The following is a 25,924-nucleotide window of genomic DNA, read 5'->3' on the forward strand; positions in this document are numbered from 1 at the left end:
AATGGACTTGGCAGAATTAAAAGTCAGGTTAGGGATTCCAGCTGATGACACATCCCAGGATGCAAAGCTACAAATAGACCTTGCAGACGCGATTTCTTTCGTTAAGGAGGAGTGCAATAACTCTTTTATCGGGCCAGATGGGGTTGAATCATTACCAGGCCCTGTGAAGAAAGGGATTGCTCTCATGATTGAAATTGATCGGGACAGCCCGAAAGGTGTTCAGTCTGAATCAATTGGCGGAATGAGCAAGACTTACACGGCGGATGACATAAGGTATAAGCCTGCGTTTGATTTTTTTCGGCCTTACAAAAAAATTCGTTTTAAACCACTGAGGTGATCAAATGGCACATAGAAACATTCGGGTACGAGATAGCAACCGTATTCCAGAAGTCATAAGAAACCTCGGTTCCGTCGGTAAGGTGAAAGTCGGAATCCTGGACAGTGAGCGGCAGATGATCGCGGCTGTTCACGAATTTGGCTGCCGTATTGCTGTAACTGATCGAATGAGGAACTATCTTGCTGCAAAAGGGCTGTACCTCAAGAAAGAAACTCAATATATCAACATTCCGGAGCGTTCTTTCATCCGTGCTGGGTGGGACGAGAACGAGGAAGAGATCGTTCAAAAGGTAGAGGATCTGGTCAATAGAGCGTTAGAGAATGGCGATTCAATGAATGACATCATGGAAACAGTGGGCCTGCTTGCGAAAGGGCGGCTTCAAGTGTATGCACGAGACTTGCGGAACCCGGCAAACCATCCATTCACAACTGAGGAGAAGGGTTCTTCAAATCCATTGGTCGATACCGGGGAAATGATTGGTTCAATGGATTACGAGGTTGAAAGCTGATGGGTAATCATTTCATTTTTTCTGATCTGATCAAGCGGTACAGCGTTGATTTTACATTGCTTATTCCATCTGAAGAAGGCTCATACGATGATCTCGGCGAATGGGTGCCACCGAAACCGACGAAGTCAGACGAAAGAGGGGCAATAGTTCCTTTACAGTCTCAATTGATCTATCAATCTGGCGGCCGACTTACATCTATGGACAGGCAGCTATTTATTCAGAAGGAAATACCTCTGAAAGCTCAAGTGCTTTTTAATGGTGCCACCTTTGATGTTGAAGCAATGACGCCTTATGGGACGTATGCCGATTTCAACAGCTATATCTTAAAGGCGGTGATCAATTCAGATGGACTACAACTGCATAATACAAACAGTCTTGGGACTGATTAGAGAGAAAACAGGCCATGTCGTTATCGTTGCAAATGGTACAGGGAAACAACCTGTCTATCCTTTTTGCACATATACCGTGACGTCCCCGTATTTGCCCCAACATAGAGGCATTGAAGAACAGGGAGTGTTAACGGAAGACATCGAGCTTGTTTTCTCTTTTACATGGGTTTCAAACAGCCATATTGAGGCCATTTCCCTTGCTCAACAAACAGCAGCGTACTTCAAAACAGCTGAAGCGCGTCAAAAACTTCATGATAGTGGGCTGGCGTGGGTCAGGAACGACGGTTTCGGTAATCGAGATACATTTATCACGATCGACACAGAACGCCGTCACGGCTTTGATACGCGCTTTAGAACGCGTGTCACTCATGGAGAAGCAAATGCAGAGGTTTTTGACTCTGTACGAATTGAAAATACAGGAGGGTAATTCATATGCCACTTAGTGACGTTACAGTCAAAATTGACTTAGTGAAACCGTCCAGCCTTAAAGGATTGGGAACACCTCTGATTCTTGCGAAGGTAGACGGCCACAACACATATAAAGAATATGGCTCATTAGAAGCTATTAAGGCAGACTATGCGGAAACCACAGCAGCATATAAAAAGGCTGCGGCTATCTTTGCTCAGGGTGACAATGCACCGTCAAAGGTTGCCATCGGTACTTATGGAGGCAGCACAGAAACACCAGAGGAAGGAGCGACTACACAAGCAACGTTCTCCATTCGGAATGCGTTTGACGAGTATTTCGATAATGACTGGCATTTCTTGATCCTTGCTGATGCGACAGCGGATGAAAGAATGGAAGCGGCAAAAGCGATGGAAGAAAAGTCATATAAATTCGTAGTTTTACAGGTTACTGACCGTGAAGAAGTTGCTTCTTACAAAGGCAAGGACCGGACAATCGTTTTCTATCACCCGTTAAATGACGAGCATCCGGACGCTGGCCTTGTTGGTTCGGTTGCTTCTCATACGGTGGGCTCGGTAACTTGGAAGTTTAAAAATATCGTAGGTATCACGCCTCAAGATATTAAAGCTGACGAGTTGAAGAAACTGCACACAGAAGGGGCTATTGCTTATGTAACCAAAGCGGGCCACAACGAGACATCCGAGGGCATTACTGCATCCGGGGAATATATCGACGTGCTGCACGGCAAAGACTGGGTGAAATTGAATATTGAAACCTCTATTCAATCAGCATTCTCAAACAACGGCAAAATCCCGTTCTCGAATGCTGGTTTTTCATTGCTGAGTGTACAGGTCACAAACGTTCTGCAAACAGCCTTTGCAAATGGCATCGTTGCTGAAGATGCAGACGGGCAGCCAGTATATTCAATCAGCACTAAAACCCGTGATCAAATCACAGATGAAAACAGAAAAAATCGTGTATACGACGGCTTGTCATTTACTTTTGAGCTGGCTGGCGCGGTTCATTCTGCTGAAATCACTGGTGAAATCTCAATTTAAGGAGGATCTAAACAATGGCAGCATACGTTTATGATGCAAATGAAGTCAACACGAACATTGACGGGAAAATCGTAACGGGTTATTCCGAGGGTACAATGGTTTCGTGTTCCAAAGATGAAGAAAAGTTCTCGACGAAAGTCAGTGCCAAGGGTGATGTCAGTGTTGCAACGAAAAACAATCCACTTGGAACAATCACACTGACTCTTTCCATGGGGTCGCCATTCGTGCCGTACCTAAACAAACTGGCAAATACAGCCCAAACTTTCCCGATCTGGGTTACTGGTGGACAGGAAAAAATCGGTGGAACAGAAGCGATGGTCAAAAAGCCTGCTGACGCTGAATTCAGTGACGAGATTGGAGATCGTGAGTTCGAGATTCAAGTCTTTGACTATACAGTATTGGAACAGTAATTAAGCTATGGCAAAAAAGAAGAAATCAAACGCAAAGAAGCAGTCCAATAGGGCTGCTTTTCAATATATGCAAACTAAACAAGCGGAGGGAAAACCTATGTCAAAATTCGGTAAACAAAAGAAAGTAACTATCCAAGGAACTGAGTACACTCTTCAACACCCGGGAACACGTCGTTCAATTGAATTTAACGATGAAGCTATCAATATCAATACAGGGATGTTTTCGTCTGCCAAACTGTATGAACTGTACATGAAAGAAGTAGTTGTTGAACCGAAAGTAAGCTATGACTATTTTGATAAAAAACCTGGTTTCCTTGAGCTGATGAAAGAGGTTCAAACCTTTCTTAGCGCCGAAACCGAAGCCGAAACAGTTCTACAAAAAGAAGGCGAGTGACAACTGGCCTATGTATCGGCTCGTGATGTCTGAGAAGTTCTCCTTCTCGGAGGTCGCGGCGATGGATCTCGACACTCTACTTGAAGCAAACGCAGCCCTCGATATCCATATTGAGCAAGAAAACAAGAGGAATAAAAAGAAATGAGGGGGTATGAACGTTGTCAGAAGCATTAAGAAGTACGCATATTGACGTTGAATTAAACGTTGATACCTCCCCTCTAGAAAGAGCAAATCAGCAAATAGATAGACTCGTTGATCATGTCGGCGATGCTGGCGGCAGTTTTTCACAGATGCGTACACGGATGGCTCAGGTGCAAAGGCAACAGCGGCAATTTAGAGACATCCATATGAGTATGATTCTGGATAACTCATCGCTACAAACTGCCAGTCAAACGATAGAACAGCTAGGGCCTCAAATCGACTTAGTTACCTCCCGTATGAGTCATCTGAATAATCAGGTACAAGAGACAAGCCGGCTTATTCAGAATCTACCGTCTGAAGTGAGTATAAATATTGATCAGACATCAATCACAAATACAAATAATCAGATTGATAGGCTCAGAGAGAATTTGAATAACGTTGATATGAGTCGCATTGGTACACCTGCACCAAGCACAAACGTTACGCAGAACACACAAAGTGTTCAAAATAACGTGGCAGCGATAGCTGTCCCGGCCCCAGATTATAGGGGTGTGCGGCAGTATGGCCGTGAAATGGACTTTTTGCGCGGTTCAACTCATGGTTTGGAAGAAGACACAATCCGAATGATGAACGAGATGCGGCAGGCATGGAACAATGAACGATACAATATGTCAGGTTTCCGGAATGAAATGATCCGGGCTCAGTATGGTTTCTTTCAGTTAGGAAACCAGATGGACAGCTGGTCTGGCACCAATCAGCAGTTTATGGATGAAGTGTACAGGCTGGGAAGAGCTCACAAACAAGTCACAGACAACATGATGAAAAACAACAAAATGATGCGCATGAGCATGCTGCAGACTGTCGGAACACTAATGGCCCGGTCTACTCAATCAGAGAAGATCGCGGCCAACTATGACCGAATGGGAAACCCGTTATATCAAGTCAATAAAGCGGGTCTTGCCGTATCAAATACGCTTGAGAACATGGCGAAGCAGGGGACTGCTGCACATTTGGCTCTGAAAATGCTCGGGCCTACTGCCAACATGAAAGAGCTTAACGATATGACAATGATGATTACTCAGGGTTATATGCGTTTTCAAATGGTGGCACTGGGCGCGGCTTTTACAAACTTTTTCATGTTTCAAGGGCTTCATAAAGCGGCAACACAAACAGTTCCCGGCTATTCAAAGGCATGGGAAGAGATGTGCAGTACACTACTGAAAGCCATTCAGCCAGCAATCGAAGTGTTTGCGGCATTTGCGATGGCGATATACAAGGGCATTACAGCCGTTGCAAAACTGATCATTCAGTTTAATGAGGCACACCCTGTACTCTCCAAAATGATCCAAGGATTTATGCTTCTCATCCCTGTTTTAACCCTACTTTTATCGCCATTAGCGATAGGGGTAGGGTTAGTGAATGGTTTCCTTGGAGCTCTCAGCAGTTTGTGGATGTTCATTGGTCCAGTTGTAACCGGGCTGGCAGCTATGTCGGGCACGGTGTATGTCGTAGCTGGGGCCATCGTTCTCCTTGTAACCGGCATTTATTTGCTGTACAAGAATTTCGATAAGCTTCAAGAGAGATTCAAGCCAGCGACAGACGCGATGAAACGCTTTGCTGACATGGGGAAATCGGCGGTTGTCGGTGCTTTCCATACGATGATCAAAGAAGCTGAGGGTCTAAAGCCTGCCTTCATGAAAGGTTTTAAGGACGCGCAAAAAGTGGCTATCACGGCTATTCATAAGATGCAATCCGAGTCCTTAAAACTGTGGGATCGTCTCGGTGAATCACACCCTCAATTAGTAGCTGGTATTGAGTCGGCTTACAAAACGGCTGTGAAAACCGTGTCAGGCTTCATTCATAATGCTGGAAAGACAATCTCAGATTTCTTCGGGAAAGGGCTGTCAGACGGGTTAAATGGAATCGTAACAGGTTTCATGGAGCAGTTGAAAGTCGGTCTATCCAGCTTTAAAGGAATGGTTTCTCTAGTTGCTCCGTTTGTCGCGGCGATAGGGCTTGCATTCCTCGGAGTGTCAGGGCCTATCGGTGTGGCTGTCGGTGCTATTTTGAGTGTTGCCGGTGCCTTGTATCGCATGCAACAAACAAACCAAAATGTAAGCCAGGCCTTAAAGACAGCATGGACATCGGTACAATCTGTTCTTATGACTGTTTTTCAGGCATTGCAGCCAATCATCAACACGATTCAACAGTCTTTCGGGCAGTTGGTCACTCAATTGACACCACAGTTTCAGCAGCTGGCTGGACAACTTCAGCAGGCTTTCGTTCAAATAGGCGGCACGCTTGTTTTATTTGCTGCAGCTATCTCGCAAACGTTCCAGACAATCGGTCCACAAATCCTGCCACTGATTCAGCAATTGCTTTCAGCTTGGATGCAGCTGTCAGGTACTTTATGGACAAGTGTCTTGCAAATAGCAAGCAGCATACTGCCGTTACTTGTTCAAGGCTTCCAGACAATTTTTCCGGTTATTCTGAGCGTAATTAATGCGGTCCTGCCAATCATTATTCAATTGATAGGCAGTTTCTCGGGAATCCTTGTTTCAATTGTGCAAAATGCCTTACCGATTTTGGTCCAGATGATTCAACTTGCATTCCCGTTGATCCTGAGTATTGTACAACAAGCTCTTCCGATTGTTTTGCAATTGATTCAGCTATTAGGTTCATCCATCGGACAAATAGCGGTTCAAGTGCTGCCGTTAATTTTATCAGCGGTACAGCAAGTGTTCCCGATTATTAAACAGGTCATCATGGCTGTTCTTCCAATCGTGGCACAATTGCTTACTGTGGCGGCAACAATCATTTTACAGTTGGCACAAGCGGCACTTCCTATCTTGATTCAAGTCGTGCAGCAGGTATTCCCACAGATCATGCAAATCATACAAGCGGTACTTCCGATTGTTGTTTCTCTTTTGCGACTTGTGGCGAATATCATCACAACTGTTGTTATTCCGGCGATCCGTTTCATCCTAAATATCGTGACTGCTGTGTTCCCGGTTGTACTCTCAATAATTCAAGTTGCCCTAAAAAGTATCATTGCGATCATACAGGGTGCAATTGGCATTATTATGGGGATCGTGAAGATTTTCAAAGGCTTATTCACTGGGAATTTCCGCATGATGTGGGACGGTGTGAAGCAGATTTTCTCTAGTGCTGTTGGTATGGTGAAAAAGCTGGTGTCTAACGCAGCAGATGGAATTATCAAAGGATGGACTTATATCAGAACAAAAGTCGGTGATTTGGCACACAGTCTGTGGAAGAAGGTCACTGATAAGTTTTGGGATATTGTCGATGCTGCCAAGGCTCTACCGGGTAAAATCGGCGATGGTATCAAGAATATGGCCCATAAGGCCACGTCTGGCGTGACTAGCTTAGCGAACAAACTTGCTGGTGCACTCGGAAAAGGTGTAAATGGTGTAATCGGCGGAGTGAACTGGGTCCTTGATAAGATCGGTTTGAAAGATAAGCATATCCCTAAATGGGAAGTACCTAAATATGCACACGGAACCGGAGGGCACCCAGGAGGCCCGGCGATACTTGGGGACGGTAAAGGGGCAAACGCTGGTCCCGAAATGTATCGTACTCCATCGGGTCATGTGGGACTCAGCCCTGCAAATGATACACTGATGAACCTTCCGAAAGGCACTGAGGTGTTATCTGCAAAACAGACAAGGGCTGCTTTGTCGGCTCTCCCTGCATACGGTAGTGGAAATGTTGGCGGAGGTATCTCAGGTGCTTTGGGTTGGGTCAAAGACAAAGCCACATCAGCAATAGACGGGGCAAAACACGTGGTGAAAAAAGCCAAAGACATAGCTCTCGATGTATTTGATTATGTTGGCCATCCATCCAAACTGTTAACGAAGGTCTTGGAAAATATGGGTGTCAAAGCTCCTTCTATGTCCGGATCGTTCGGCGATCTTGCAAAAGGAGCTTTTAATTTTGTTAAAGATAAAGCCGTTGGTTTTGTTAAAGGCAAAATGTCCAGTTACGCTGAAAGCTTTTCTGGCGGCGGCTCAAAAGCCGTCAAAAAGTGGGTGGCTCAAGCGCTATCAATCAAGGGCCTTGGCTCTGAATATGCTGGCGCACTTGAAACCATTGCCATGAAAGAGTCAGGCGGAAATCCTAATGTTGTGAACAGATGGGATTCAAACTGGAAAGCCGGGCACCCGTCTCAAGGGCTTATGCAGTTCATTCCAAGCACGTTTAACGCCAACAAGGAACCGGGTCACGGAAACATTAAAAATCCAGTCGACCAGATCCTTGCTGCTATCAATTATTTGAACAGCAGATACGGCGGCATCTTGAAACATCCTGGCCTTGTGTCTATGGCACATGGTGGCCCGTATAGAGGTTATGCGACAGGCGGAGTCATTAACAGCCCACAAGTCGCTGCGCTTGGTGAAAACGGCTTTAGAGAATATGTCATCACCACTGAGCCACGATACAGAAACCAATCACTCGGAATGTATGCTGCACTCGGTCGGGAGCTTGGCGCGGATACTGGGTACACACCAGAAAAGGCTGCTACAAGCTCGAGCAGTTCATCTGTCAATATCACGTTTAACCCGTCGATCAATGTAAAAGTTGAGGGCGGCAGTGAAGGGACAGAAACCAAGGTGAAAAAGGTTGTAACTGAAACATTTGACGAAGTTTTCGACATGCTGAAGTCGCTTTATCCACCAGAGGGGGCTTATTAATTGGCGAAGCTCGGAAAGATTAATCTTGTAAACGAAAAGGAATCTGACGGCGCGGATGTGGAGGTTACTTCATATCCCGTTGAAAAAGGGGTCCCGATCACGGACCATGTACAAAGAAAGCCAGAGACGACAACAGTCTCTGGCTATTTATTAGGCAAAACAGCAAATAGTGATTATGAATATCTGAAAAAGCAGGCTTATGCCGGCACTCTTTTGACTTATACCGGCCGTAAGGTCGCTAAAAATGTGATCATCACAAAGATAGATCGCGACACAGGCGATTACACAAATGGTTTCGCTATTTCAATTGAGTTGCAAGAAATCCGTATTGCAAAAAGCCCGTGGGTCAAAAAGAAAGTGAAAACAGCCGGAAAAAAGAAGAAAGCCAGCAAGAAGAAAACAAAAAAATCCAGCAAGCTATACCACAAGGTCAAGAAGGGTGACACTTATTGGGGCTGCGCTCGAAAATACGGCACCACAGTAAATGCTTTGCGTCGGCTGAATCCGTGGCCGGACCGAAGAATTCCGATAGGGGTCAAAATGAGGATCAGATGAAGGAGGGAAAGGCATGGCTTCAAGAGATTACATTCCTTTTGACAAAGAGGACATACCACAGCAGTTTGAATTTGATTTAGCAGATGACACGTACATTTTGCGTATCAATTACAATCAAACAGACGATAGTTTTTCACTTGATTTATACGATCAAGATATGGAACCAATCGTGCTGGGCGAAAAGCTAATATTAAACGTTCCTTTGTGGGAAGACATCGTAAATGAAAATCTGCCAGCGCCTTCCCTTATCCCTATGGATGAATCGAATACAGAAACACGGGTTACATACGAGAATTTTATGCAAACCGTGTTTCTTTATATTGATGATGTCTCGGACGATGCGGAGGGAGAAGACGATGGCAACGAATAAAATGCTGTTTGGGCGCGTCGTTAAGGTCACGATAGATAACGGCAGTTCACAGACAACTTTCGACTATAAAGACTTAGAAATTCATTTTGAAGTACCGTTTGATGATGACTTCAAACCGAATGAAACAAAGGTTGAAATATACAACCTGAGCAAAGATTCAATAAACAAAATTAAAAAAGGCAGCACTATCACTGTTCAAGCTGGTTATAAAGATGATTACGGTATTTTAACTATCGGTAAAGTTACCAAGGTGCTGAATAATTGGGACGGTTTGAATAAGGTAACGGCCATCTATTCAAAAGATGGCGATGATTACACACATATGAAAGTGACCACTGAAAATGCTGATCCTGCTGAAAAATATTATGTGAAAAAGCGGTACAAGCTCGCAAAACCAGTAGTGACTGTAAAAAAAGACAAAAACGGCCGGACATATAAAACAGTCAGGAATTACGGCACCCGGACAGAGGTCAGATACCGTAAGAGATACATGAAAATCACGTTCAAGTCAGGCACAACCTCAAGGCAAATTGTCGATAAGCTTCTGCGTGTGCTTGGTATTAAAGTTAAAAATATCATTCTGCCAAAAAATAAAGTTTATAAAAAAGGCTATCGCGTCACCGGACTGATTGAAAACAATCTTGAAGAGGTCATTCATGATGCTGGGGCTGTAATGTACTATCGACGCGGCCGTCCTGTTATTCGGCCACTCAGCCAAGGGGATGACGAACGTTTCAAGCTCGAAGAGGCGACAGGTCTTGTAGAAACGCCAGAACAATTTGAGGAAGATGATCTCAAAGGGTATAAGGTGAAATGTCTTCTGCAGCATCGTATTGCAGTAGCCTCAATCATAGAGGTGAACAGTAAGACAGCAAAAGGAAAATATCGAGTGAAAGAGGGTACCCATTCTTTTGACGGTAAAGACTTTTTTACAGAATGTAAGGTGATTTAATGAGTAAAGCGACAAGATTTTTTGATGCATTTGAGAAACGGATAAAACAGTCAATCCATACAACGGCACCAGCGAAGGTTGTAAATTATAATGCTGAAAAACATACTGCTGATCTGAAATTGCTGTTTCAAACCAATGATGGTGAATATCTTCATGAATACCCTTTGATTGAGCATGCGCCTGTCTTGAAACATGTTGAGGCTGATATAAAAGTGGGGGCCTGTGTATTTGTTTCGTTTGCTGAACGGTCACTTGATAACCTGGACGGCAATCAAACCTTTGATCCTGATTCCCGACGTACACACAGCATAAATGATCCGGTTGTCATAGGGGTGTGGGAAGGATGAAGACTCTCAAGCTTAAAAACGGGGATCTCTGCTTCGAAAACGGTGAACTGCAGATGGTTGATGGTGACGCTGAGTTGGCTCAATCGGTAGAAATGATTCTTAAAACAAGTATGGGAGAATTTGATCTTGATGAACATGTCGGCCTTGATCGCAGCAACATTTTAAGAAAGCAGTTTGATCAAGAAGAGGCGCAATATGACATCATCAATGCGATTTCTCAAGAAGAGCGAATTGCCAGTGTTGAGTCAGTGAGCTTTTCGATTAATAAAGAATCACGCAATCTCTCAGTACATGTAAAAATGACAAAAGAAGATGAAGAAACAATTGAAATAGGGGGTGTTGATCTTGCTTGATGAAACGGGCTTTCAACGGCAAACCTATTCCGAACTTGTAGATAGTATGGAGGACCGGGCGCGGGAACAATTCGGGGAGGATGTAAACACATCCAGTAAAACACCGTTAGGAATTATTATTCGTATTTTTGCTTGGTTTCTGGCCGGCTTGTGGGACATTGCAGAAAGAGTTTATAACAGCGGCTTTGTCAGTAAGTCTGAGGGCGTGCAGCTTGATCGTCTTGGCAGCAACTCGGGAATCACCCGTGAACCAGCTGCAGAGTCAGTTGTGACTCTGTCCTTTACCGGAGAACCCGGTATCGTAATTGAAGAACAAACTCAGTTTACTACGGAATCAGGCATCTATTTTGAATTGATTGAAGACGTTGTAATTGAGGCTAATGGGACAGGCTCAGGGACGGCTGTCTCGCTTTCTAAGGGCGTTATAAACAATGTTGCGGCAAATACCATTACCGTGCAGGCAGAGCCTTCAGAGGGCGTGTATTCAGTTACAAATCCGGAACCATCGGCAGGTGGTGCCGACGAGGAAACAGATTCGGAATTCCGAGCACGTATAAAGAAATCAGTTGAGGGCAGTTCAGCATCTACAAACGGAGGTATTATTTCGGCCTTGCTGAACGTTTCGGGCGTCAGATCAGCGAACATTGTTGCCAACAATACAATGCAGACCGATGCGGACGGTAACCCACCAAAAAGCATTCACGCTTATGTACTGGGCGGTACAAAAGATGATGTTGCGCAAGCACTGTTTGACAGTGTTGCTGCGGGAATTGAAACGGTCGGGGAGCAAGTTGTTACGATAACAGACGCCAGCGGGCTTGATCATGCCGTCAAATTTGATTTTGCAAGGGAAGTCAAAATATATCTGCAGCTGGATTTAAAAACAAATGCTTCTTTCCCTATTGATGGAGTTAGCCAGATCAAAAACAACCTCGTTTATAAAATCGGGGGAATTGATGCGAACGGCTCTTACTATACCGGCTCACAAATGGGCGATGATGTTATATTGTCGCAGTTATTCAACGCGGTATATCAAGTAGATGGTGTCTCCGATGTAACGATCAAGATAGGGAAAGATGCGACAAGCCTTTCACAGTCAAACATTGAGATTGAACCTAAAGAGGTTGCTCAGGTACATTTTGATGAAATAGTGGTGAATCTCATATGATTAAAGACTTAATAGGAAAGCTGACCGATGCCTTTTTGAAAGACGAAAAGAGCAATATCGGTAAGCTTTTTTTAATTGTCGATGAACAGCTGACAGCACTTAAAAGTGCACTGACTACAGCTGAGAACTGGCGGGATATTGACGCAGCAAAAGGAAAGGCTCTGGATCTACTTGGTGACAACGTATCGCAGGATCGAGGCCGTGCCACCGATGAAATTTATCGTGTGCTTATTCGTGGCAAGGTTGCCAGAAATGTTTCTGACGGTACCACAAACCGGATCATCGAAGCTTTAGCAAAAACACTGAACTGTAAGCCAAGTGAAATACACATTGTCAGCAGTAAGGAAAACAACGAAGACGAACCAGCCTCCATCATTGTAAAAAAGGCACCTATTGAAGCTTTGAGCAAAGTCGGAATGAGCGCAACACAGTTTTCAAATATCGTTCAAAAAACAGTAGCTGCGGGCGTGAGAGTGGCTTATGTAGATTTAAACGGCACTTTTCGCTTTTCGTCATCTGCTAACTCTATAGAAACGAGTCAATATGGATTTTCAACAGACGGGACAGACGGGGGAACACTCGGCGGAATCTTTCAGCCTGAAGATGATTACCCTTTACCGATTTAAGGAGTGATTTTTATGCCTTTTACAAAAGAATTGCCTGAATGGGGGAACGCCGGGCAGAGGCCCCCGCAGTCCTCCATTGATGAAGGATACAAACCGATGGATCATCCCCCTGCGGATTGGTTCAATTGGTATCAATATACGGCCTATCATGCACTAAAGGAATTGCAAGAGATCGGAGCAACGCAGGATGATGTTTCCACTGCTTTAAAAACAGCAAAAGCATATACAGATGAATTTGCTGCGCGTAGGGATAACCCCAACCAAGTCACAAAGGGGCAAGTTGGTTTAGGGAACGTAGACAACGTGCAGCAAGCAACTAAAGCAGAATTCAACGCACACAATACAGATTCTACGCGGCATATTACGTCCACAGAGCGTTCAAACTGGAATGCAAAGGAAACGACTACAGGAGCGCAAAACAAGGCTGATACAGCCGAAAAAAACGCAAAAACATATACTGATCAGCACATTAATGATAAAAGTAACCCTCACGGAGTAACAAAAGATCAAGTCGGGCTCAGTAATGTTACCAATGACAAACAGGCAACCAAAACGGAGTTTGATGCACATAACTATAACCAGATTCGACATATTTCTGATGCAGAGAGGACCAAGTGGAATGCGGCTCAGTTATCAAAATTAACACAAGACAATGGTTTGATGAAATACTTGTCAGGCGTAGATTTCAATACTGTTATTGAAACAGGGTTTTATTATATGACTTCAGTTTCAACTGCACTGAATGCCCCTGTGAATAGCAATGGTTATTTATTGGTTTACAACTACGGCACCTATCCATATCAGGAGTTCACAGCATATACCAGTGCAACAACCTCTATACCTGATAATCGGCGGAAATTCATAAGAAATAAGGTGAGTGGATCAGAAAACTGGACACCTTGGATGGAGATTGAATATTCCGCAGGAGCCCAAGCAAAGGTCAATACTCATGAAAATAAAACAGACATTCATGTAACGAAAGAAGATAAGAACAAGTGGAATAATGGACAACTCTATCCACTGACAACCCAAACCGGTCAGCGAATAAAAATAACTAAAGGACAAAACCTTTTTGATTATCCGACTGGCTTTTATTTTGGGGCAGGTGTTGTGAATCATCCAGGGGATGATGATGCTGCCTGGTACTATTATGATATTACAGATGTTCCGGCCGACCTTGCCCCACCTCAAGGGTTAAAGAAAATTGTAGCAACAAGATCCTATGATAACCGTACATGGATTGGAACAAAGCACAAAGAGGGAGAATTCACTGGGTGGCGAGAGGTTGTTACAGACTTAGATTTTATAGAGACGCCGTGGGTAAATGTTCCATACAAAAACGGGGCAACTTCAGGTGATAGACCTTTACAATACCGTAAAGTTGGAAACACGTTGCATCTTAATGGTCACGTTCTTACTGATAGAGAGGTAGTTTTTGCGAGTATCCCGTCTTCAAGCGCCCCGAAAAAAGGGATTGTCAAAATGGTTGCAACCAGCGGCACGACCGGTTATAGCAAGATTATTATATATGCATCTGGTGATATGAAACTAACAGGTATAATGGCAACTACTGAGTCAAAGGTAAATGGATATTATATTGATTTAGTTGTTCCTCTAACCTAAAGAAAGGAGGGAGAAGCATGAAATTAATATACCCATATGGTGAGGATAAAATCTATTTAGGAAGGCCGGTTGAGTTATACCCTGATAGAGAGTCAGGAAGATATGTTATCCCGGCGAATGCTACTGATATTCCTCCAGAAATAAATGGAGAGGGTATGTGGCGGCCTTTATTCGATGAGGAAAAACAAACATGGGTTGAAACTGCTGATGAAGAATACAAAGAGCAGCTGAAACAAGGCGGTATTCCTGAAACCAATCCTATAGCAGAACAGCTTGCAACCCTCGGGCAGCAGCTGGCGGACGAAAAGCTCGCAAGAAAACAAGCTGAGCAGGCTCAGAATGCTTTAGGTGTACAGTTGACAGCGGAAGTGCTGGCAAGGAAAGAAGCAGAGGCCTTGAATCAATCTCTTGGTGAACAAATGGCAGTTTTAAAATTAGACGTACTGAGTTTAAAGGGAGGAATGACAAGTGAATCTTAATTTCTGGGTATTTGCGTTGTTCTACAAATGGGCTACAACATCTATGCATTTAACGATTGTTCCGTTGAGGACATGAAAGAAGGTGTTCAAGCAAAATACATTACACATGACCAATACCACGAGGTAACAGGTCAGACATATGAGGAAACGACAGAAGCCAGTCAATAAGGGCTTTTTTATTTTGCCTCTAAGGAGGTGATCAAAGAAATGGAGGAAACGACTGTGTTTATTAATTTTGAAACATTAGATTTAGCGAGGGTTTACCTGTTTGGAGGTGTGAAATACCTAGATTTACTACTAGTTCTCAGCATTATCGACGTTATAACAGGTGTAATCAAGGCATGGAAATTCAAAAAGCTACGAAGCCGGAGCGCTTGGTTCGGGTATGTCCGGAAAATGCTCAGTTTTCTAGTGGTCATTGTGGCAAATATAGTAGATACAATTCTTAACCTGAACGGTGTTCTCACATTTGGAACCGTTCTTTTTTATATCGCAAATGAAGGACTGTCGATTACAGAGAACCTAGCACAGATCGGCGTTAAGATTCCGGCCACCATTACGGAGCGGCTGCATGTAATCGAAAACGACAACGAACAAACAAAAGAAAAAGACGAACAGGCTGCTGGATAATCCAGTAGCTCTTTTTATTTGAAAAATAGAATAGGAGAGATCATTTATGACAATCGCAGTGAAAAAGAACCTTGTTTCAACATCAAAATACGGCTTGAAATGCCCTAATTATATGGACGCTGAATATATCACCATCCACAACACTTACAATGATGCATCAGCTGCGAACGAAGTCAGCTACATGATTGGAAACACCAGTTCAACGAGCTTTCACTTTGCCGTTGATGACAAAGAGGTAAGGCAGGGCATCCCAACAGATCGCAATGCATGGCACACAGGAGACGGTACAAACGGCACCGGGAACCGTAAGTCTATCGGTGTTGAAATCTGCTACAGCAAGTCAGGAGGCGCACGATATAGGGCTGCTGAAAAGTTGGCTATCAAGTTTGTGGCGCAACTGCTGAAAGAACGCGGATGGGGCATTGATCGTGTGCGGAAGCACCAAGATTGGAGCGGAAAGTATTGCCCGCACCGTATTTTAGACGAGGGACGCTGGAATGAAGTTAAAGCGGCGATTGATGCTGAATTAAAAGCACTTGGCGGCAAATCATCCAGCAAGAAAACAACTTCATCCAAAACGGTGAAAAAATCAAGCTCAAGTAAAAAGAAATCATCTTTCAATCTGCCTTCTGGCATTTTTAAAGTGAAAAGCCCGTTGATTCATAGCAGTGCAGTTGAGCAAATTCAAACAGCCCTGGCTGCGTTGCATTTCTATCCGGATAAGAAAGCCAAAAATTTTGGGATTGATAGCTATTATGGGCCGAAAACAGCTGATGCAGTAAGACGGTTCCAGCTGATGAATGGTTTAAATCCTGATGGCATTTACGGACCAAAAACGAAAGCGAAACTTGAAGGAAAATTAAAATAAAAATAACCCCCCCTTTTACAACAGAAGGGGGGATTAAATTCAGTTATCTATGTTTCCATCCTTCATTTTTATATTTAATGCATCATAATCCTCTTTATTAAAAGAGACAGTTACTCTATCCACTCTATCTGAATCTGGATAGAGGAATAATTGTTGGTTAAATTTTATTCCTACTTGCCCGACTATTCGGTATATCAGGTTTAAAATTTTAAAACAATCTAAATCCACTCCGTCTTTTAAATGGTTCTTAATACTAATAACCACAATATTTCCGATAGTTTCAAACCTAGGTTTTCGGGGAGAAATGTCGTTAATTTTGCAAAGACCCTTCACATATTGTTTGAAAATGTCTAAATCTTCATTATTTCCTGTCAAAAAATCACCCCTTTATTTTGTTTTTATGGTACCATTATCCAAGTGGAAATAAAATGGGAGAGGGTTTGAAAAATATGAAAAAATTATTTTTAATGTCATTTACTGTGTTTTTATCTTTGTTTTTAGCCGTTCCTACTTTAGCCAGTGAAAAACCTCAGAATTTAGAAGATTTATCTAACCTTGGCGAAATTGTTTATCAAGATGATGAGATTACAGTAAGAGATTTAGGCAATGACCCTGTAATTTCTAATATCATTACTGAAGACCCGAATAGTGTTATAGCAGAAGAGAATGCTGGAATTAAACCTCAAGTTGTGGGTCCTGGTGGAAAAGCAGTTGTTACCGCAGGCGATAGAGGAAGAACCATCTACTGGACTGTTAGACCCAACACATATTGGCCGTACCACTTTGAAGGTAAAGTAAAATTAAGATATCATTCCGGCTTTAAAAGAGATGCAATTGTAGGTGGTATGAATGGCATAGGACTTAGTGTTAGTGGAGCTGTACACATGAACAAGAATAATGGAGGTTATGCAAGCTTGTCGGGCACTGCATACTCACTAGATTTTAGTAAATACAGAGTGTTGCCTGGAGCTGGAACTTCATTCTAGGATGACATTCATAGAATTAGAAGCCGGACGGAAGAAGTACCGACCGTATGATGAATGAATCCCTTCTCATAACGAGAAGGGATTTATCCGTTTATTCCTCTTATTCCTCGTATAGTTTATTAACCAACTCGGTAAATGAATCACATATATGACTCAAAGCTCCGTCAGGATTTTTATATGCAACTTCATGATCCCAAAAAACAATAGAAGGACTACTGAGTTCTTTTCGAAAATCGTAGCAGATTTCATTGCCAAACACATCATCCGCAATCGGTATTACTTTGTCGGGCATTCTACCATCTCGATAACGATTAGAAACGTTAACTATATATGACTCACTTTCTTTATGGAAGCTATGTAAGTATCCGAATGCAATTCCTTCCCTATCTTCAAGATCAAAAGTTTCGGGAGAGGGGGTAGCACCAGAATAGATTTTTACATATTCTACATAATCTTTTGGGAACTTTACTTGTAACATGTTTTCTACTTCAATAATTTCCTCGTTACTAACAGGATGCTCTCCGAAATCCCATTCAACCATTTTAATAAACTCCTTTTATCTGTATTTGGAACCTCCGCCCCATATGTTTCTTCCGCCAGTATGTCCTGTCTTGCCATGAATATCTGCATCTACTAGCTGCATTATACCTTCATTTTGATGGTGGTGCCATGTAAAACCTTTTGGTTTTTTGCCTTTTGAAATCTGTTTTAACTGCATTTCTGTAAAATGTTTTTTTAACTCTGGATTTTTATTAATTTCTTGCTGTAATAGTTCAGTGGCTTTTTTAAATTGTGCAGTATCTTTCTGTAGATATAATGATTTATCGATCTTTACTTCGGTAACTGGTTCGAAAATTGGGAAGCCATCTTTATCATAAGGTACTCCGGTTACAGGGTGAACATCATTTTTTAAATGTCCATTTTTTAAGTTGGTTGTGACGGTGTTACCGAATGCATCTTTATGTGTATATGGTGCAGCTTGGACGAATTGATCTTGTTTTGATTGAATCTCTTTTTTTAATATAGATGTATTTTTCACATTGTAGGTATTCTCTATATCTTGAGCTATCCCTACAAGTGCAGGTTCATATTTATTTTTTAATAAGGGATTAATAAAGTCTTTTCCTTTTAAAAGCCCTTTATTGACATGAGCAGCGGCTGTTCCACCTTCAGCCACTTTACCTACTTTAGAAAGCTTGGTAGTGGTTTGTACCGCGGCACCCGCACCTTTTGGTCCAACAATATTGCCGATTGCATAACTGATATAATGTGCTCTTGTGTATGCATCACCATTTATCATTTTATCATTCCATGAATCGGCGATGTTTGTCCAGATTATTTTTGGATAAGAGGGAACGCTTAAGACTGTTGTAATTGTTTTTGTAAGTTTTAATTCCATAGGAAGCTGTGAATATTCCCAGGCTCCTACAATCAAGTCTTTGATGCCATATATCGTATCGTCAATGGTATCGTTAATCCCATCATTAATACCATCGATGATATCAAATGCTGTCTTACCGACATTGATTACACTTTCACCGACGGCCTCCAGCTGTTTTGCTTGTTCAAGCTGTACCACATACTGGAGCTGTTCAGGGGTAAGATTCTCATAGCCGACTTTCTTGGCAATTTCTAAGTATTCATCCGGGTCCGTAACTCCGTCAGCTAGTTTCTTCTTTAGCTCTTTGATTTCTCGTTCTTTCGCTTCATCTTTCTTGATCTTCAGATAGGCTTCAGTCTTTTTCTCGATATCACCTTTTTTCTTATGTATGTCACTTTCACGGTACGCCTTGGCATTGTAATGGATGGGTGTAGCATTCTTGCCTTTGCCTGTTGATTCCTCAAGCTTTTGGAAGTCCTTCTTGATGAATTGCTCGTTTGGCTCTGATTGAGCATATTCAGTAACAAGTGCTTCGTCCACGCTGCCTAGTTTATCGACTGTTTTTTTACGTTTGTTCTCTGCATCAGCAAGTTCGTCTTTGAAGACCTCTGTCGAGAACAAATCAAGCGGAAGAATATCGTCGATATCATTTAAGATATCCTTCATGGCTTTCTTTTGTTCAGACATAATGGATTTTGATTTTGTATAGGCGTTAGCCAGCTCATGTTCTAAGAAGGATTCTTCTATATATGCATCAGATAAGCTGGCGTCCTCTAAAGTGCCTGAAATGCTTGTCAAGAAAGCAATTTTCATATCAAGTAAGTCAATCCAATTGTCAGCTACACCTGCGTGATCTTGGTAAAATGCTTTAATGTTGTCGGCGCCTTTGCCGGAAAACTCACTGTCATCTAAATCTGCTACAGTTTTAAAAGCCTTTTTTAGATTGACCATCTGACTTCTTAATTCCTTGTATTCCTTTGCGCGTCTATCTGCTTCTGAAAGCAGTGATTTGGCTTCAAATACTTTCATGATCATATCCTTTCGTTTGAAAAACTCTAACTAGATTTTACCATAGGGGAATGAAGAAAAAGACAGCGATGTAATTCAAAAGTGGGAAATGAATCATTTGATCTGTGTAAATTTACCTATTCAGATTATTTGTTTGGAAACTGATGACGCAGTCAGACGGTTCTAGTTAATGAATGGCTTAAGAGCTGACGGCATTTATGGCCCGAAAACGAAAGCGAAACTCGAAACGTTATTGGAGTAATAAAAGAAGCCCTTTTCTAAAAGGAAATGTTTAATTGATAACAAATTTAGGATAATAAAAAAATGTCCTCTTGAATTTCAAGAGGACATTTTTAAATAATATAACCTATACCATTTGAACTTCTTGTTCTTGTGTCATTATATCTTCTCGTAAAATTATCAGTCCATACTCCTTATGAAGACCATTTACTTTATTTTTAATATAATCCTTTGGCGTAGCAAATTTAAAAGAATCAAATAAATCATTATTCTCAACTTTTTTTATAAAATTATATTGCTGTTCCAATAAGAAAATAAATTTTGAAAAACAATAATCAAATGAAATTTTACTAAATGGCAATGATAACATGAACTCGTCTGCAAGCTTAGAATCGATATCCTTTCGAAAGAGGTTCAAAAATTCATCTTCACTGTGAAATTCAACACCATTAAAGTGTCTGATTATTTCTGACGTTGAAGTTTTAATGTCTTCAATATCGGCATTTTTAACAATCATTTTTACCAAGTGCCCAGCACATTTATAATGGCCCTGTTCTATTGCTTTAATTGCACAAAGTACAAATATATTTAATACAGAACTTTCGATTTTTTTATTATGATTATTCTCAAGGGTTATATTAACAATATCAGTCAATAACTTAATGTTATTTTTCATAATAGACTCAATAATAATTGACACTTGCAGTGTAAAAATAGCCTCCGAAGAAGGCAAACCGGTAGTGTTTTCATTACCTTCATTAGGGAGATTTATAATATTTCGAACTAACGTTAAATCACCCATATACTGATTTGTATGTAATATTGAAGTAAGTGACTTAATAGATTTAATATAAACTCTTCTCAAATTAAGAAGATCCTCATTAATTTTCGTAATTAAGCGTTTATTTAAAGATAATTGATATACTGTTTCATTTACGATTAAAGGTGGAAGTTCTATGTTTTTTGGAACTTTTAGTAATTGATGTAAATCTTCTGTTCTGGAATTTTTCAAAGAACTTTCAACTAACATCTCAATATTTTTAAGTATTGTTGAATATACGGATTCAACGTCCATAATTATGTCTAAAGATACTAAATTTTCATTAAACATAGAATCTTTACTATAACTTGTAAAGATAACTAATTCATCAGTTACATCTTTTAAAGCTTTAGAAACATCTTTCGAGAGGTTATACTTAGTTTTTGATAATAATATTTGGGTTAATATTTGTATTGCTAAATCTAAACTTTCAAGTTCCTTTAAGTACTTTTTTCTGATTTCATCTTTTGAAATAATGAATAATATAGAAAGAAAATACTTACATGTATTTTTAATAAAATTAATTTTAATATTATTCTCAATGCTCTTATATAACTTTTCAGCTATATAGATTATAGAACTATATATATAGCTGTACATTTTTATTTTTCCATTTACTTTTTTAATGACTTTTAAGTGACGATCTTTAACAGCAAAGATATTAACAGAGTTAAACAACTCTTTATATGTATAAAAAATAAAGAAAGCCCATAGTGCACAGAATACTACGAAAAGATTATTGAACCAAGTATCTCTGATTTCAGAATAGTAATGTAATCCAAGAAAAACAAGAACAATGACAGTAAGAACAATTGAAATTAGTGCATTCTTAGAAACCTTTTTTTGTTTCAAATAAGAATAAGTAACTTCTTTCCTTTCTTTATAACTAAATAAATAAATTGTTAAAGTAAACGGGATTAATAATCTAAAAATAGGAGGGAGTTGATCATATAATATTCTAGATGAGTAGTCTAAAAAATCGACTAAAAAATTTAAAAAATCCATTAAATTTATCTCTCCTAAAAAATTACGGCTTTTTTAATTAGCCGTAATAAAGAAATCCTTTAATTTTTCTTTGGGTATTTTTGCATTAGAAGATATAAAATCAGGTAACCCGTTTCTTGCATCTTTCCAAGGATCTTCGTTATGGGTAGCCTCTTCTAATTCTTTCCCTGTTTTGTTCTTATATTCCTTCCATATCTTTTCGAGGAAGGCTTTTAACTCTGGATCTATATTATTAATAATCTCGTCATTTTCAGGCTGTTTAATATCACTATATCCGAATTTTTTATATTCATGATAAACCTCCGGAACAACTGGACCGTGTACCCATGCTTCAATTTCCTCTTCAAATAAGGGTTTACCTTTTAGTGCTAAGAATTTTCCCTGAGCGTAGTATAAAATTTTTTGGAGTTTTAAGTTTGTAATATTGTTTGATGTACCAGGTTTACTTAGTGATATAAAGAATTTGGCGATATCTGAGGCAGTCATCTAAACCCCTCCTTATTACATTTGTTTATATATAATGTACTCTATTTTTTAGAGAACGTCATTACTTTTCAAAACATTTATTTGATTAATAAGCAATGTTGTTCATGATTTTATTACTCATCTACAGACAGGAGCGTTTCAAATGCAATAAACCATGTATCACCTTTTAAATCCTTCACGTGCAGCCTCTGTTTTACTTCATCTATGTAATGAATATGTCCTGTAACTTCTTCGATAAAACCGTCTCTGTATACACGGATGACCAGAGCGGAATTAAACTCCATGGCTTCGTAAATAGTGCGTGCCATCTCCTCCAGTTGGTATTCATCAAGAATGGGTTTTTCAACCTTTTGGACTTCTCTCTTTCTGTTTAAAAGGACAGCCCTTTGCTCAGGCAATATGAATTTTTGTTCCCATCTCTTGTCGTAAATTCCTTGACTCATTCCGATCATCTCCTTGAATAAATTATATGCGAACAAATGTTCTTTTATCAACGGAGAAAATAATGGAATATCAAGAGCTGTAGTTTAATCCTAATTAGAAAAAGAATCGGTAAGTTATAATGCTATTTGGGGACAGATGGGGACGAATTGGGGACCAACTTCTTCATTTTTAATCAAAAAGGAATATTTTTAATCAGAAACTTATGTAAGAAAACCCTATAAAATAGGGTTTGGAAATAAAACATCCGTTCGTGTCAGAACATAATCGCTACCTTGACAGGGTAGAGGTCGCTGGTTCGAGCCCAGTCGGAATCATAGCTTAAACCCTTGCGCAGCAAGGGTTTTTATTTTTGTATTTAGTTATATTTGTTAGCTTTGTGTCTACATGGGACGAATTGAGGACGAAAATTTTTTTGGGCTGATTAAGAAGTGAATTCAAAATCAGCCCTGTTTCTATGCTAGGTTTAATGGATTATAAGGTTTCAATATTCTTTTCTATTTTTTGAATAACTTGTTCGAGCCATACTAATGGAGATACTCCGTAACTAAGAATGTCCACTCCGTCAGCAGCTTCATCGATAAAATCATTCTTTTCTTCATCCGAATAATCACTGTTAATAAAATCTTTTAATGCTACTATATCAGTTTCTTGCTCTTCTTTTGGAATCTCTCCTAAGTATCCGTCCAGTGCTGATTCTGGAGTATCAATATCCTGATGGAAAAACCCACCAAGGAATCTAAACATAGGATCAGAAACTTCAATTTCAATCATTACTTATCACCACCAAGAAATGTTAACTTCAAATCTGAGAAATGGTGCGTATCTTATTCTATATAACTTTCTGCTATATCAATATCGTTTGTCATTTCTAAGTCAGGGTATTTTTCATCTAATTTCTTAAACAATTAATAAGTTTTTTACTTTGCAAACTTTCAGCTAAATCTTCAAATACCTCACTGATCCAATATAAATCTTCTTTATTACAATTTTCTAAATAGCTAATTGTATTTTCCTCATTTTCTGAGAGTACTTCAATTTGTTCATCCCAACTCTTTTGAATTCCATAATCATTATTAAAATTAAGTTCTTTTCTTTTAATTAATATAGCTTCCATTTTTTTCTCTAAGTTCATATTGGTCCTCTTAACTAAGAAGGGCTATTATTTTCAAATTGCCTTTCCTATTGTTACATCTCCATCATGGAAAAATTCAATAACATAACCAGATTCGCTGAACATGAAAGTATCTGAACCTACAGCAGTTACATCATCAATTACGTTTAAGGCATTGTCTAAGCTGGTTTTTACAGCTGGATAATCACCGTAAGCCCAAAGGAGAATAATAGTTTTATCATCTATTTTATTCTCAATTAACCATTCATCGATATCTTCAGCGTAATCAATAGATCTGTGAGTAGTTACTTCATCCCATTTAATTCTTCCCCATGATGTGAAGGGGAAACTTTCGCCAAGTTGTTCATGATATTTGCGTGTGTCAGAAATAGTGAGAACTTCTTTGTTATTTCCAAGAGCTTCTAGACATTCTTCGTATAAAGTCATATTAACACTTCCTATTTAATTAAATGTTTTAAAAGGGATTTTATAAGTATTTTCGTTTCCGTTAAAAGGTATATAATATTTCTTTGCCTTATCTCCTTTTCCATTTCTATAATCCTCAATATTTATATGAGGCCCCTTTTCGGGGTCATAATCTAATCTCCAAAGGACTTTATTATCTCCAGACATTCGGCCAACTGGTATGCTCTGCGAAATCCCATTCAACCGTATGAAATCCCCACCTCGATATAAAGCCCTTCTCTACGTAAGAAGGGTTTTAATTTTATTTAACCATTAAATATTTCTGGAATTTTATCTCGCCATATTATTAACAACTCTCTAAATTGATCGGTTTCAATTGAGTTTTCATAGGGTTCTTCTATCCTAAAAGAGTTTTCAACAATTGTCACATCTTTTTTGATGAGAACACTTGTAGCATTTAACTCAATCTCAAAATCTTCATATATCCCTTCTAAAACCTTTTCAATGTAATCTATATACTCGTTGGCTTGTTCTTCTGTAGCGATGTTTTCAATAAAATCAGAGAAAATACTGATTTTCTCTGGCAATACCATTCCTAAATCACCAAATGGATCTTTTTCAAATTTATATGTATATTTCATATGCTATTTCACCTTCAAGATTATTTTTTGTATAACGGATAAGCAGTTGCGATTGTTCCATCTTTATTTAGATACATTTCTATTTTAATACCCGAAGCAGAGATGCCCCTGAATTTATTTGAGCCGATTTGCTTTTTAGTTTGATAAGCTTCATCAATAGCTTTTAATACATCTGCACGGTTCCACTCTTTAGGGAAGAAACTAGAATCAGCTATTTTTTTAACACCATCAACCTCAACCTTTGCCATATAAACTCCATTTTTATCAGGTTTCTTTTCAGTACCTGGAATAATCTTTCCGCCCATCATACTTTCATGGTGATAACCAACTGCTTTTCCGCGTTTATTTATTTCGGTAAATGTGCTTCATTGTACCTGTAGTATACTTACCATTTCCCGAATTGAAATTAGAAGTCTCTGATTTCCTGAGAATACTCTCTTTTTGATCTTCAACAATCCTTTTTAATAGAGGAGTATTTTTTGCGTTATACGTATTATCGATGTCTTGGGCAATCCCGACAAGTGCAAGATCATTCTTATTTCTAACAATAGAATTAATATAGGCTGTTCCCTTTTTAATCCCATTATTCACATGAGCAGCGGCTGTTCCACCTTCAGCCACTTTACCTACTTTAGAAAGCTTGGTCCGTAATATCTTATTTCATTCGATTCCTTTTTGTCTGTTTACTTAACAAATAAATAAAAGCCCTCTTTTTTAGAAGGGCTTTCAACAGCTGATGCTGTCAGACTGTTCCAGCTTACTCAAGATTGCATTTATCGACGAAAACGAAAGCAAAACTTGAAGTATTATTTGTTTATTTCAGACATATTTCTTCAGAATAAGTTTGCCCGCATATAAGATGGAGAAGTTTGAAGCCCCAATAGGTTAGCTGCTGATTCTTATCCGCTATTTCTTGTTATTTAATACACTCCACAGTTTTCTAGTGCTAGTAAATCCATAGGGCAACCATTATATAAATTTCGCAGTTGTTTTTATTTTCCGAGAAAATGCTATAATGAAAAGCCATGAATAATGTAAAGAGGGGGGATT

At 40.0% G+C, this 25,924-nt stretch carries 30 protein-coding genes and 4 pseudogenes; 22 read left to right on the forward strand and 12 right to left on the reverse strand.

The features are described 5' to 3' along the window. Position 1: 1 nt before the first annotated feature. From NST56_RS06795 to NST56_RS06890, 20 genes and pseudogenes are all read left to right on the forward strand, one after another. A complete protein-coding gene (locus tag NST56_RS06795; RefSeq protein WP_144527349.1) occupies positions 2-337 on the forward strand; it encodes a phage head-tail connector protein in 336 nt (111 codons plus the stop codon). 4 nt (positions 338-341) lie between these two features. Next, positions 342-845, forward strand: coding sequence for a hypothetical protein (locus tag NST56_RS06800; protein WP_339180910.1), 504 nt, complete (start codon positions 342-344; stop codon positions 843-845). After that, positions 845-1,234, forward strand: coding sequence for a hypothetical protein (locus NST56_RS06805; RefSeq protein WP_339180912.1), 390 nt, complete (start codon positions 845-847; stop codon positions 1,232-1,234). Before NST56_RS06800 ends, NST56_RS06805 begins: the two co-directional genes overlap by 1 nt. After that, the gene (locus NST56_RS06810) at positions 1,191-1,661 is read left to right on the forward strand and encodes a hypothetical protein (RefSeq protein WP_339180915.1); all 471 of its coding nucleotides are present in this window, start codon (positions 1,191-1,193) and stop codon (positions 1,659-1,661) included. Before NST56_RS06805 ends, NST56_RS06810 begins: the two co-directional genes overlap by 44 nt. 5 nt (positions 1,662-1,666) lie before the next feature. Continuing rightward, on the forward strand, positions 1,667-2,698 hold the full coding sequence (locus NST56_RS06815) for a DUF3383 family protein (protein WP_339180917.1): 1,032 nt from the start codon (positions 1,667-1,669) through the stop codon (positions 2,696-2,698). A 14-nt stretch (positions 2,699-2,712) separates the two neighbouring features. Continuing rightward, positions 2,713-3,108, forward strand: coding sequence for a hypothetical protein (locus NST56_RS06820; RefSeq protein ID WP_015715395.1), 396 nt, complete (start codon positions 2,713-2,715; stop codon positions 3,106-3,108). Between the two features lie 97 nt (positions 3,109-3,205). Next, positions 3,206-3,502: a hypothetical protein gene (locus NST56_RS06825; protein ID WP_017696627.1), complete on the forward strand. Its 297-nt coding sequence runs from the start codon at positions 3,206-3,208 to the stop codon at positions 3,500-3,502. Between the two features lie 158 nt (positions 3,503-3,660). Further along, complete coding sequence (locus tag NST56_RS06830) at positions 3,661-8,355, forward strand: transglycosylase SLT domain-containing protein (RefSeq protein WP_339180921.1); 4,695 nt, start codon at positions 3,661-3,663, stop codon at positions 8,353-8,355. Continuing rightward, positions 8,356-8,910, forward strand: coding sequence for a LysM domain-containing protein (locus tag NST56_RS06835; protein ID WP_015715399.1), 555 nt, complete (start codon positions 8,356-8,358; stop codon positions 8,908-8,910). It abuts the gene before it with no gap. A 13-nt stretch (positions 8,911-8,923) separates the two neighbouring features. After that, positions 8,924-9,280: a hypothetical protein gene (locus NST56_RS06840; RefSeq protein ID WP_248337197.1), complete on the forward strand. Its 357-nt coding sequence runs from the start codon at positions 8,924-8,926 to the stop codon at positions 9,278-9,280. Next, a complete protein-coding gene (locus NST56_RS06845) occupies positions 9,267-10,232 on the forward strand; it encodes a hypothetical protein (RefSeq protein ID WP_339180925.1) in 966 nt (321 codons plus the stop codon). Before NST56_RS06840 ends, NST56_RS06845 begins: the two co-directional genes overlap by 14 nt. Beyond that, positions 10,232-10,579: a Gp138 family membrane-puncturing spike protein gene (locus NST56_RS06850; protein WP_248337202.1), complete on the forward strand. Its 348-nt coding sequence runs from the start codon at positions 10,232-10,234 to the stop codon at positions 10,577-10,579. Before NST56_RS06845 ends, NST56_RS06850 begins: the two co-directional genes overlap by 1 nt. Then, a complete protein-coding gene (locus tag NST56_RS06855) occupies positions 10,576-10,932 on the forward strand; it encodes a DUF2634 domain-containing protein (RefSeq protein WP_199680910.1) in 357 nt (118 codons plus the stop codon). The genes NST56_RS06850 and NST56_RS06855 overlap by 4 nt, the downstream gene beginning before the upstream one ends. Continuing rightward, complete coding sequence (locus tag NST56_RS06860) at positions 10,916-12,100, forward strand: baseplate J/gp47 family protein (protein ID WP_339180934.1); 1,185 nt, start codon at positions 10,916-10,918, stop codon at positions 12,098-12,100. Before NST56_RS06855 ends, NST56_RS06860 begins: the two co-directional genes overlap by 17 nt. Next, positions 12,097-12,726, forward strand: coding sequence for a hypothetical protein (locus NST56_RS06865; RefSeq protein ID WP_199680908.1), 630 nt, complete (start codon positions 12,097-12,099; stop codon positions 12,724-12,726). Before NST56_RS06860 ends, NST56_RS06865 begins: the two co-directional genes overlap by 4 nt. Positions 12,727-12,738: 12 nt before the next feature. Continuing rightward, complete coding sequence (locus NST56_RS06870) at positions 12,739-14,349, forward strand: pyocin knob domain-containing protein (protein ID WP_339180938.1); 1,611 nt, start codon at positions 12,739-12,741, stop codon at positions 14,347-14,349. Positions 14,350-14,366: 17 nt separating this feature from the next. Then, positions 14,367-14,828: an XkdW family protein gene (locus tag NST56_RS06875; RefSeq protein WP_339180941.1), complete on the forward strand. Its 462-nt coding sequence runs from the start codon at positions 14,367-14,369 to the stop codon at positions 14,826-14,828. Continuing rightward, a pseudogene (locus tag NST56_RS06880) lies at positions 14,818-14,996 on the forward strand (XkdX family protein). The gene NST56_RS06875 and the pseudogene NST56_RS06880 overlap by 11 nt, the downstream one beginning before the upstream one ends. A gap of 39 nt (positions 14,997-15,035) precedes the next feature. Next, on the forward strand, positions 15,036-15,458 hold the full coding sequence (locus NST56_RS06885) for a holin family protein (protein ID WP_041052495.1): 423 nt from the start codon (positions 15,036-15,038) through the stop codon (positions 15,456-15,458). Between the two features lie 46 nt (positions 15,459-15,504). Further along, positions 15,505-16,326 (forward strand): N-acetylmuramoyl-L-alanine amidase, encoded by an 822-nt coding sequence (locus NST56_RS06890; protein ID WP_339180945.1) that lies wholly within the window; start codon positions 15,505-15,507, stop codon positions 16,324-16,326. 39 nt (positions 16,327-16,365) lie between these two features. Here the strand turns inward: NST56_RS06890 and NST56_RS06895 are convergent, their stop codons facing one another. Continuing rightward, positions 16,366-16,701, reverse strand: coding sequence for a hypothetical protein (locus tag NST56_RS06895; RefSeq protein WP_339180947.1), 336 nt, complete (start codon positions 16,699-16,701; stop codon positions 16,366-16,368). A 65-nt stretch (positions 16,702-16,766) separates the two neighbouring features. Here NST56_RS06895 and NST56_RS06900 point away from each other — a divergent pair, with 65 nt between their 5' ends. Then, on the forward strand, positions 16,767-17,312 hold the full coding sequence (locus NST56_RS06900; protein ID WP_339180948.1) for a hypothetical protein: 546 nt from the start codon (positions 16,767-16,769) through the stop codon (positions 17,310-17,312). Between the two features lie 100 nt (positions 17,313-17,412). Here the strand turns inward: NST56_RS06900 and NST56_RS06905 are convergent, their stop codons facing one another. Together NST56_RS06905 and NST56_RS06910 are read right to left on the reverse strand one after the other, a co-directional pair. Beyond that, on the reverse strand, positions 17,413-17,853 hold the full coding sequence (locus NST56_RS06905) for an SMI1/KNR4 family protein (protein WP_339180951.1): 441 nt from the start codon (positions 17,851-17,853) through the stop codon (positions 17,413-17,415). A gap of 15 nt (positions 17,854-17,868) precedes the next feature. Beyond that, positions 17,869-19,722 (reverse strand): T7SS effector LXG polymorphic toxin, encoded by a 1,854-nt coding sequence (locus NST56_RS06910; RefSeq protein ID WP_339180953.1) that lies wholly within the window; start codon positions 19,720-19,722, stop codon positions 17,869-17,871. Between the two features lie 136 nt (positions 19,723-19,858). Between NST56_RS06910 and NST56_RS06915 the strand changes: the two are divergent. Beyond that, positions 19,859-19,963, forward strand: a pseudogene (locus NST56_RS06915) (peptidoglycan-binding domain-containing protein); the annotation flags it as partial. Positions 19,964-20,068: 105 nt separating this feature from the next. Here NST56_RS06915 and NST56_RS06920 read toward each other — a convergent pair. The 9 genes and pseudogenes from NST56_RS06920 to NST56_RS06960 all read right to left on the reverse strand — a co-directional run. Next, on the reverse strand, positions 20,069-21,766 hold the full coding sequence (locus NST56_RS06920) for a hypothetical protein (protein ID WP_339180955.1): 1,698 nt from the start codon (positions 21,764-21,766) through the stop codon (positions 20,069-20,071). A 33-nt stretch (positions 21,767-21,799) separates the two neighbouring features. After that, positions 21,800-22,252, reverse strand: coding sequence for a type II toxin-antitoxin system antitoxin SocA domain-containing protein (locus NST56_RS06925; RefSeq protein WP_114168526.1), 453 nt, complete (start codon positions 22,250-22,252; stop codon positions 21,800-21,802). Between the two features lie 113 nt (positions 22,253-22,365). Beyond that, positions 22,366-22,695: a YolD-like family protein gene (locus NST56_RS06930; protein WP_114168528.1), complete on the reverse strand. Its 330-nt coding sequence runs from the start codon at positions 22,693-22,695 to the stop codon at positions 22,366-22,368. Between the two features lie 472 nt (positions 22,696-23,167). Further along, complete coding sequence (locus NST56_RS06935) at positions 23,168-23,467, reverse strand: contact-dependent growth inhibition system immunity protein (protein ID WP_229147867.1); 300 nt, start codon at positions 23,465-23,467, stop codon at positions 23,168-23,170. 53 nt (positions 23,468-23,520) lie between these two features. Then, positions 23,521-23,828: pseudogene (locus NST56_RS06940) on the reverse strand (hypothetical protein). 33 nt (positions 23,829-23,861) lie between these two features. Next, the gene (locus tag NST56_RS06945) at positions 23,862-24,254 is read right to left on the reverse strand and encodes a hypothetical protein (RefSeq protein ID WP_339180960.1); all 393 of its coding nucleotides are present in this window, start codon (positions 24,252-24,254) and stop codon (positions 23,862-23,864) included. A gap of 15 nt (positions 24,255-24,269) precedes the next feature. Then, positions 24,270-24,476: a hypothetical protein gene (locus NST56_RS06950; protein WP_339180963.1), complete on the reverse strand. Its 207-nt coding sequence runs from the start codon at positions 24,474-24,476 to the stop codon at positions 24,270-24,272. A 62-nt stretch (positions 24,477-24,538) separates the two neighbouring features. Beyond that, positions 24,539-24,874, reverse strand: coding sequence for a tRNA-Val4 (locus tag NST56_RS06955; RefSeq protein WP_326332790.1), 336 nt, complete (start codon positions 24,872-24,874; stop codon positions 24,539-24,541). A 20-nt stretch (positions 24,875-24,894) separates the two neighbouring features. After that, positions 24,895-25,519: pseudogene (locus tag NST56_RS06960) on the reverse strand (EndoU domain-containing protein); the annotation flags it as partial. Positions 25,520-25,924 lie beyond the last annotated feature (405 nt).

It is taken from the genome of Bacillus sp. FSL R5-0560 (genome assembly GCF_037966305.1).
GTDB lineage: Bacteria > Bacillota > Bacilli > Bacillales > Bacillaceae > Bacillus > Bacillus mojavensis.

Bases quoted from the DNA above. Each gene is read 5' to 3' on its own strand.
- NST56_RS06825 (WP_017696627.1), top strand. From the start codon at position 3,206: ATGTCAAAATTCGGTAAACAAAAGAAAGTAACTATCCAAGGAACTGAG.
- NST56_RS06840 (WP_248337197.1), top strand. From the start codon at position 8,924: ATGGCTTCAAGAGATTACATTCCTTTTGACAAAGAGGACATACCACAG.
- NST56_RS06905 (WP_339180951.1), bottom strand. From the start codon at position 17,853: ATGGTTGAATGGGATTTCGGAGAGCATCCTGTTAGTAACGAGGAAATT.
- NST56_RS06855 (WP_199680910.1), top strand. From the start codon at position 10,576: ATGAAGACTCTCAAGCTTAAAAACGGGGATCTCTGCTTCGAAAACGGT.
- NST56_RS06890 (WP_339180945.1), top strand. From the start codon at position 15,505: ATGACAATCGCAGTGAAAAAGAACCTTGTTTCAACATCAAAATACGGC.
- NST56_RS06795 (WP_144527349.1), top strand. From the start codon at position 2: ATGGACTTGGCAGAATTAAAAGTCAGGTTAGGGATTCCAGCTGATGAC.
- NST56_RS06920 (WP_339180955.1), bottom strand. From the start codon at position 21,766: ATGGATTTTTTAAATTTTTTAGTCGATTTTTTAGACTACTCATCTAGA.
- NST56_RS06865 (WP_199680908.1), top strand. From the start codon at position 12,097: ATGATTAAAGACTTAATAGGAAAGCTGACCGATGCCTTTTTGAAAGAC.
- NST56_RS06815 (WP_339180917.1), top strand. From the start codon at position 1,667: ATGCCACTTAGTGACGTTACAGTCAAAATTGACTTAGTGAAACCGTCC.
- NST56_RS06800 (WP_339180910.1), top strand. From the start codon at position 342: ATGGCACATAGAAACATTCGGGTACGAGATAGCAACCGTATTCCAGAA.
- NST56_RS06845 (WP_339180925.1), top strand. From the start codon at position 9,267: ATGGCAACGAATAAAATGCTGTTTGGGCGCGTCGTTAAGGTCACGATA.
- NST56_RS06955 (WP_326332790.1), bottom strand. From the start codon at position 24,874: ATGAAATATACATATAAATTTGAAAAAGATCCATTTGGTGATTTAGGA.
- NST56_RS06935 (WP_229147867.1), bottom strand. From the start codon at position 23,467: ATGATTGAAATTGAAGTTTCTGATCCTATGTTTAGATTCCTTGGTGGG.
- NST56_RS06945 (WP_339180960.1), bottom strand. From the start codon at position 24,254: ATGACTTTATACGAAGAATGTCTAGAAGCTCTTGGAAATAACAAAGAA.
- NST56_RS06805 (WP_339180912.1), top strand. From the start codon at position 845: ATGGGTAATCATTTCATTTTTTCTGATCTGATCAAGCGGTACAGCGTT.
- NST56_RS06925 (WP_114168526.1), bottom strand. From the start codon at position 22,252: ATGACTGCCTCAGATATCGCCAAATTCTTTATATCACTAAGTAAACCT.
- NST56_RS06875 (WP_339180941.1), top strand. From the start codon at position 14,367: ATGAAATTAATATACCCATATGGTGAGGATAAAATCTATTTAGGAAGG.
- NST56_RS06885 (WP_041052495.1), top strand. From the start codon at position 15,036: ATGGAGGAAACGACTGTGTTTATTAATTTTGAAACATTAGATTTAGCG.
- NST56_RS06820 (WP_015715395.1), top strand. From the start codon at position 2,713: ATGGCAGCATACGTTTATGATGCAAATGAAGTCAACACGAACATTGAC.
- NST56_RS06870 (WP_339180938.1), top strand. From the start codon at position 12,739: ATGCCTTTTACAAAAGAATTGCCTGAATGGGGGAACGCCGGGCAGAGG.
- NST56_RS06850 (WP_248337202.1), top strand. From the start codon at position 10,232: ATGAGTAAAGCGACAAGATTTTTTGATGCATTTGAGAAACGGATAAAA.
- NST56_RS06910 (WP_339180953.1), bottom strand. From the start codon at position 19,722: ATGAAAGTATTTGAAGCCAAATCACTGCTTTCAGAAGCAGATAGACGC.
- NST56_RS06930 (WP_114168528.1), bottom strand. From the start codon at position 22,695: ATGAGTCAAGGAATTTACGACAAGAGATGGGAACAAAAATTCATATTG.
- NST56_RS06810 (WP_339180915.1), top strand. From the start codon at position 1,191: ATGGACTACAACTGCATAATACAAACAGTCTTGGGACTGATTAGAGAG.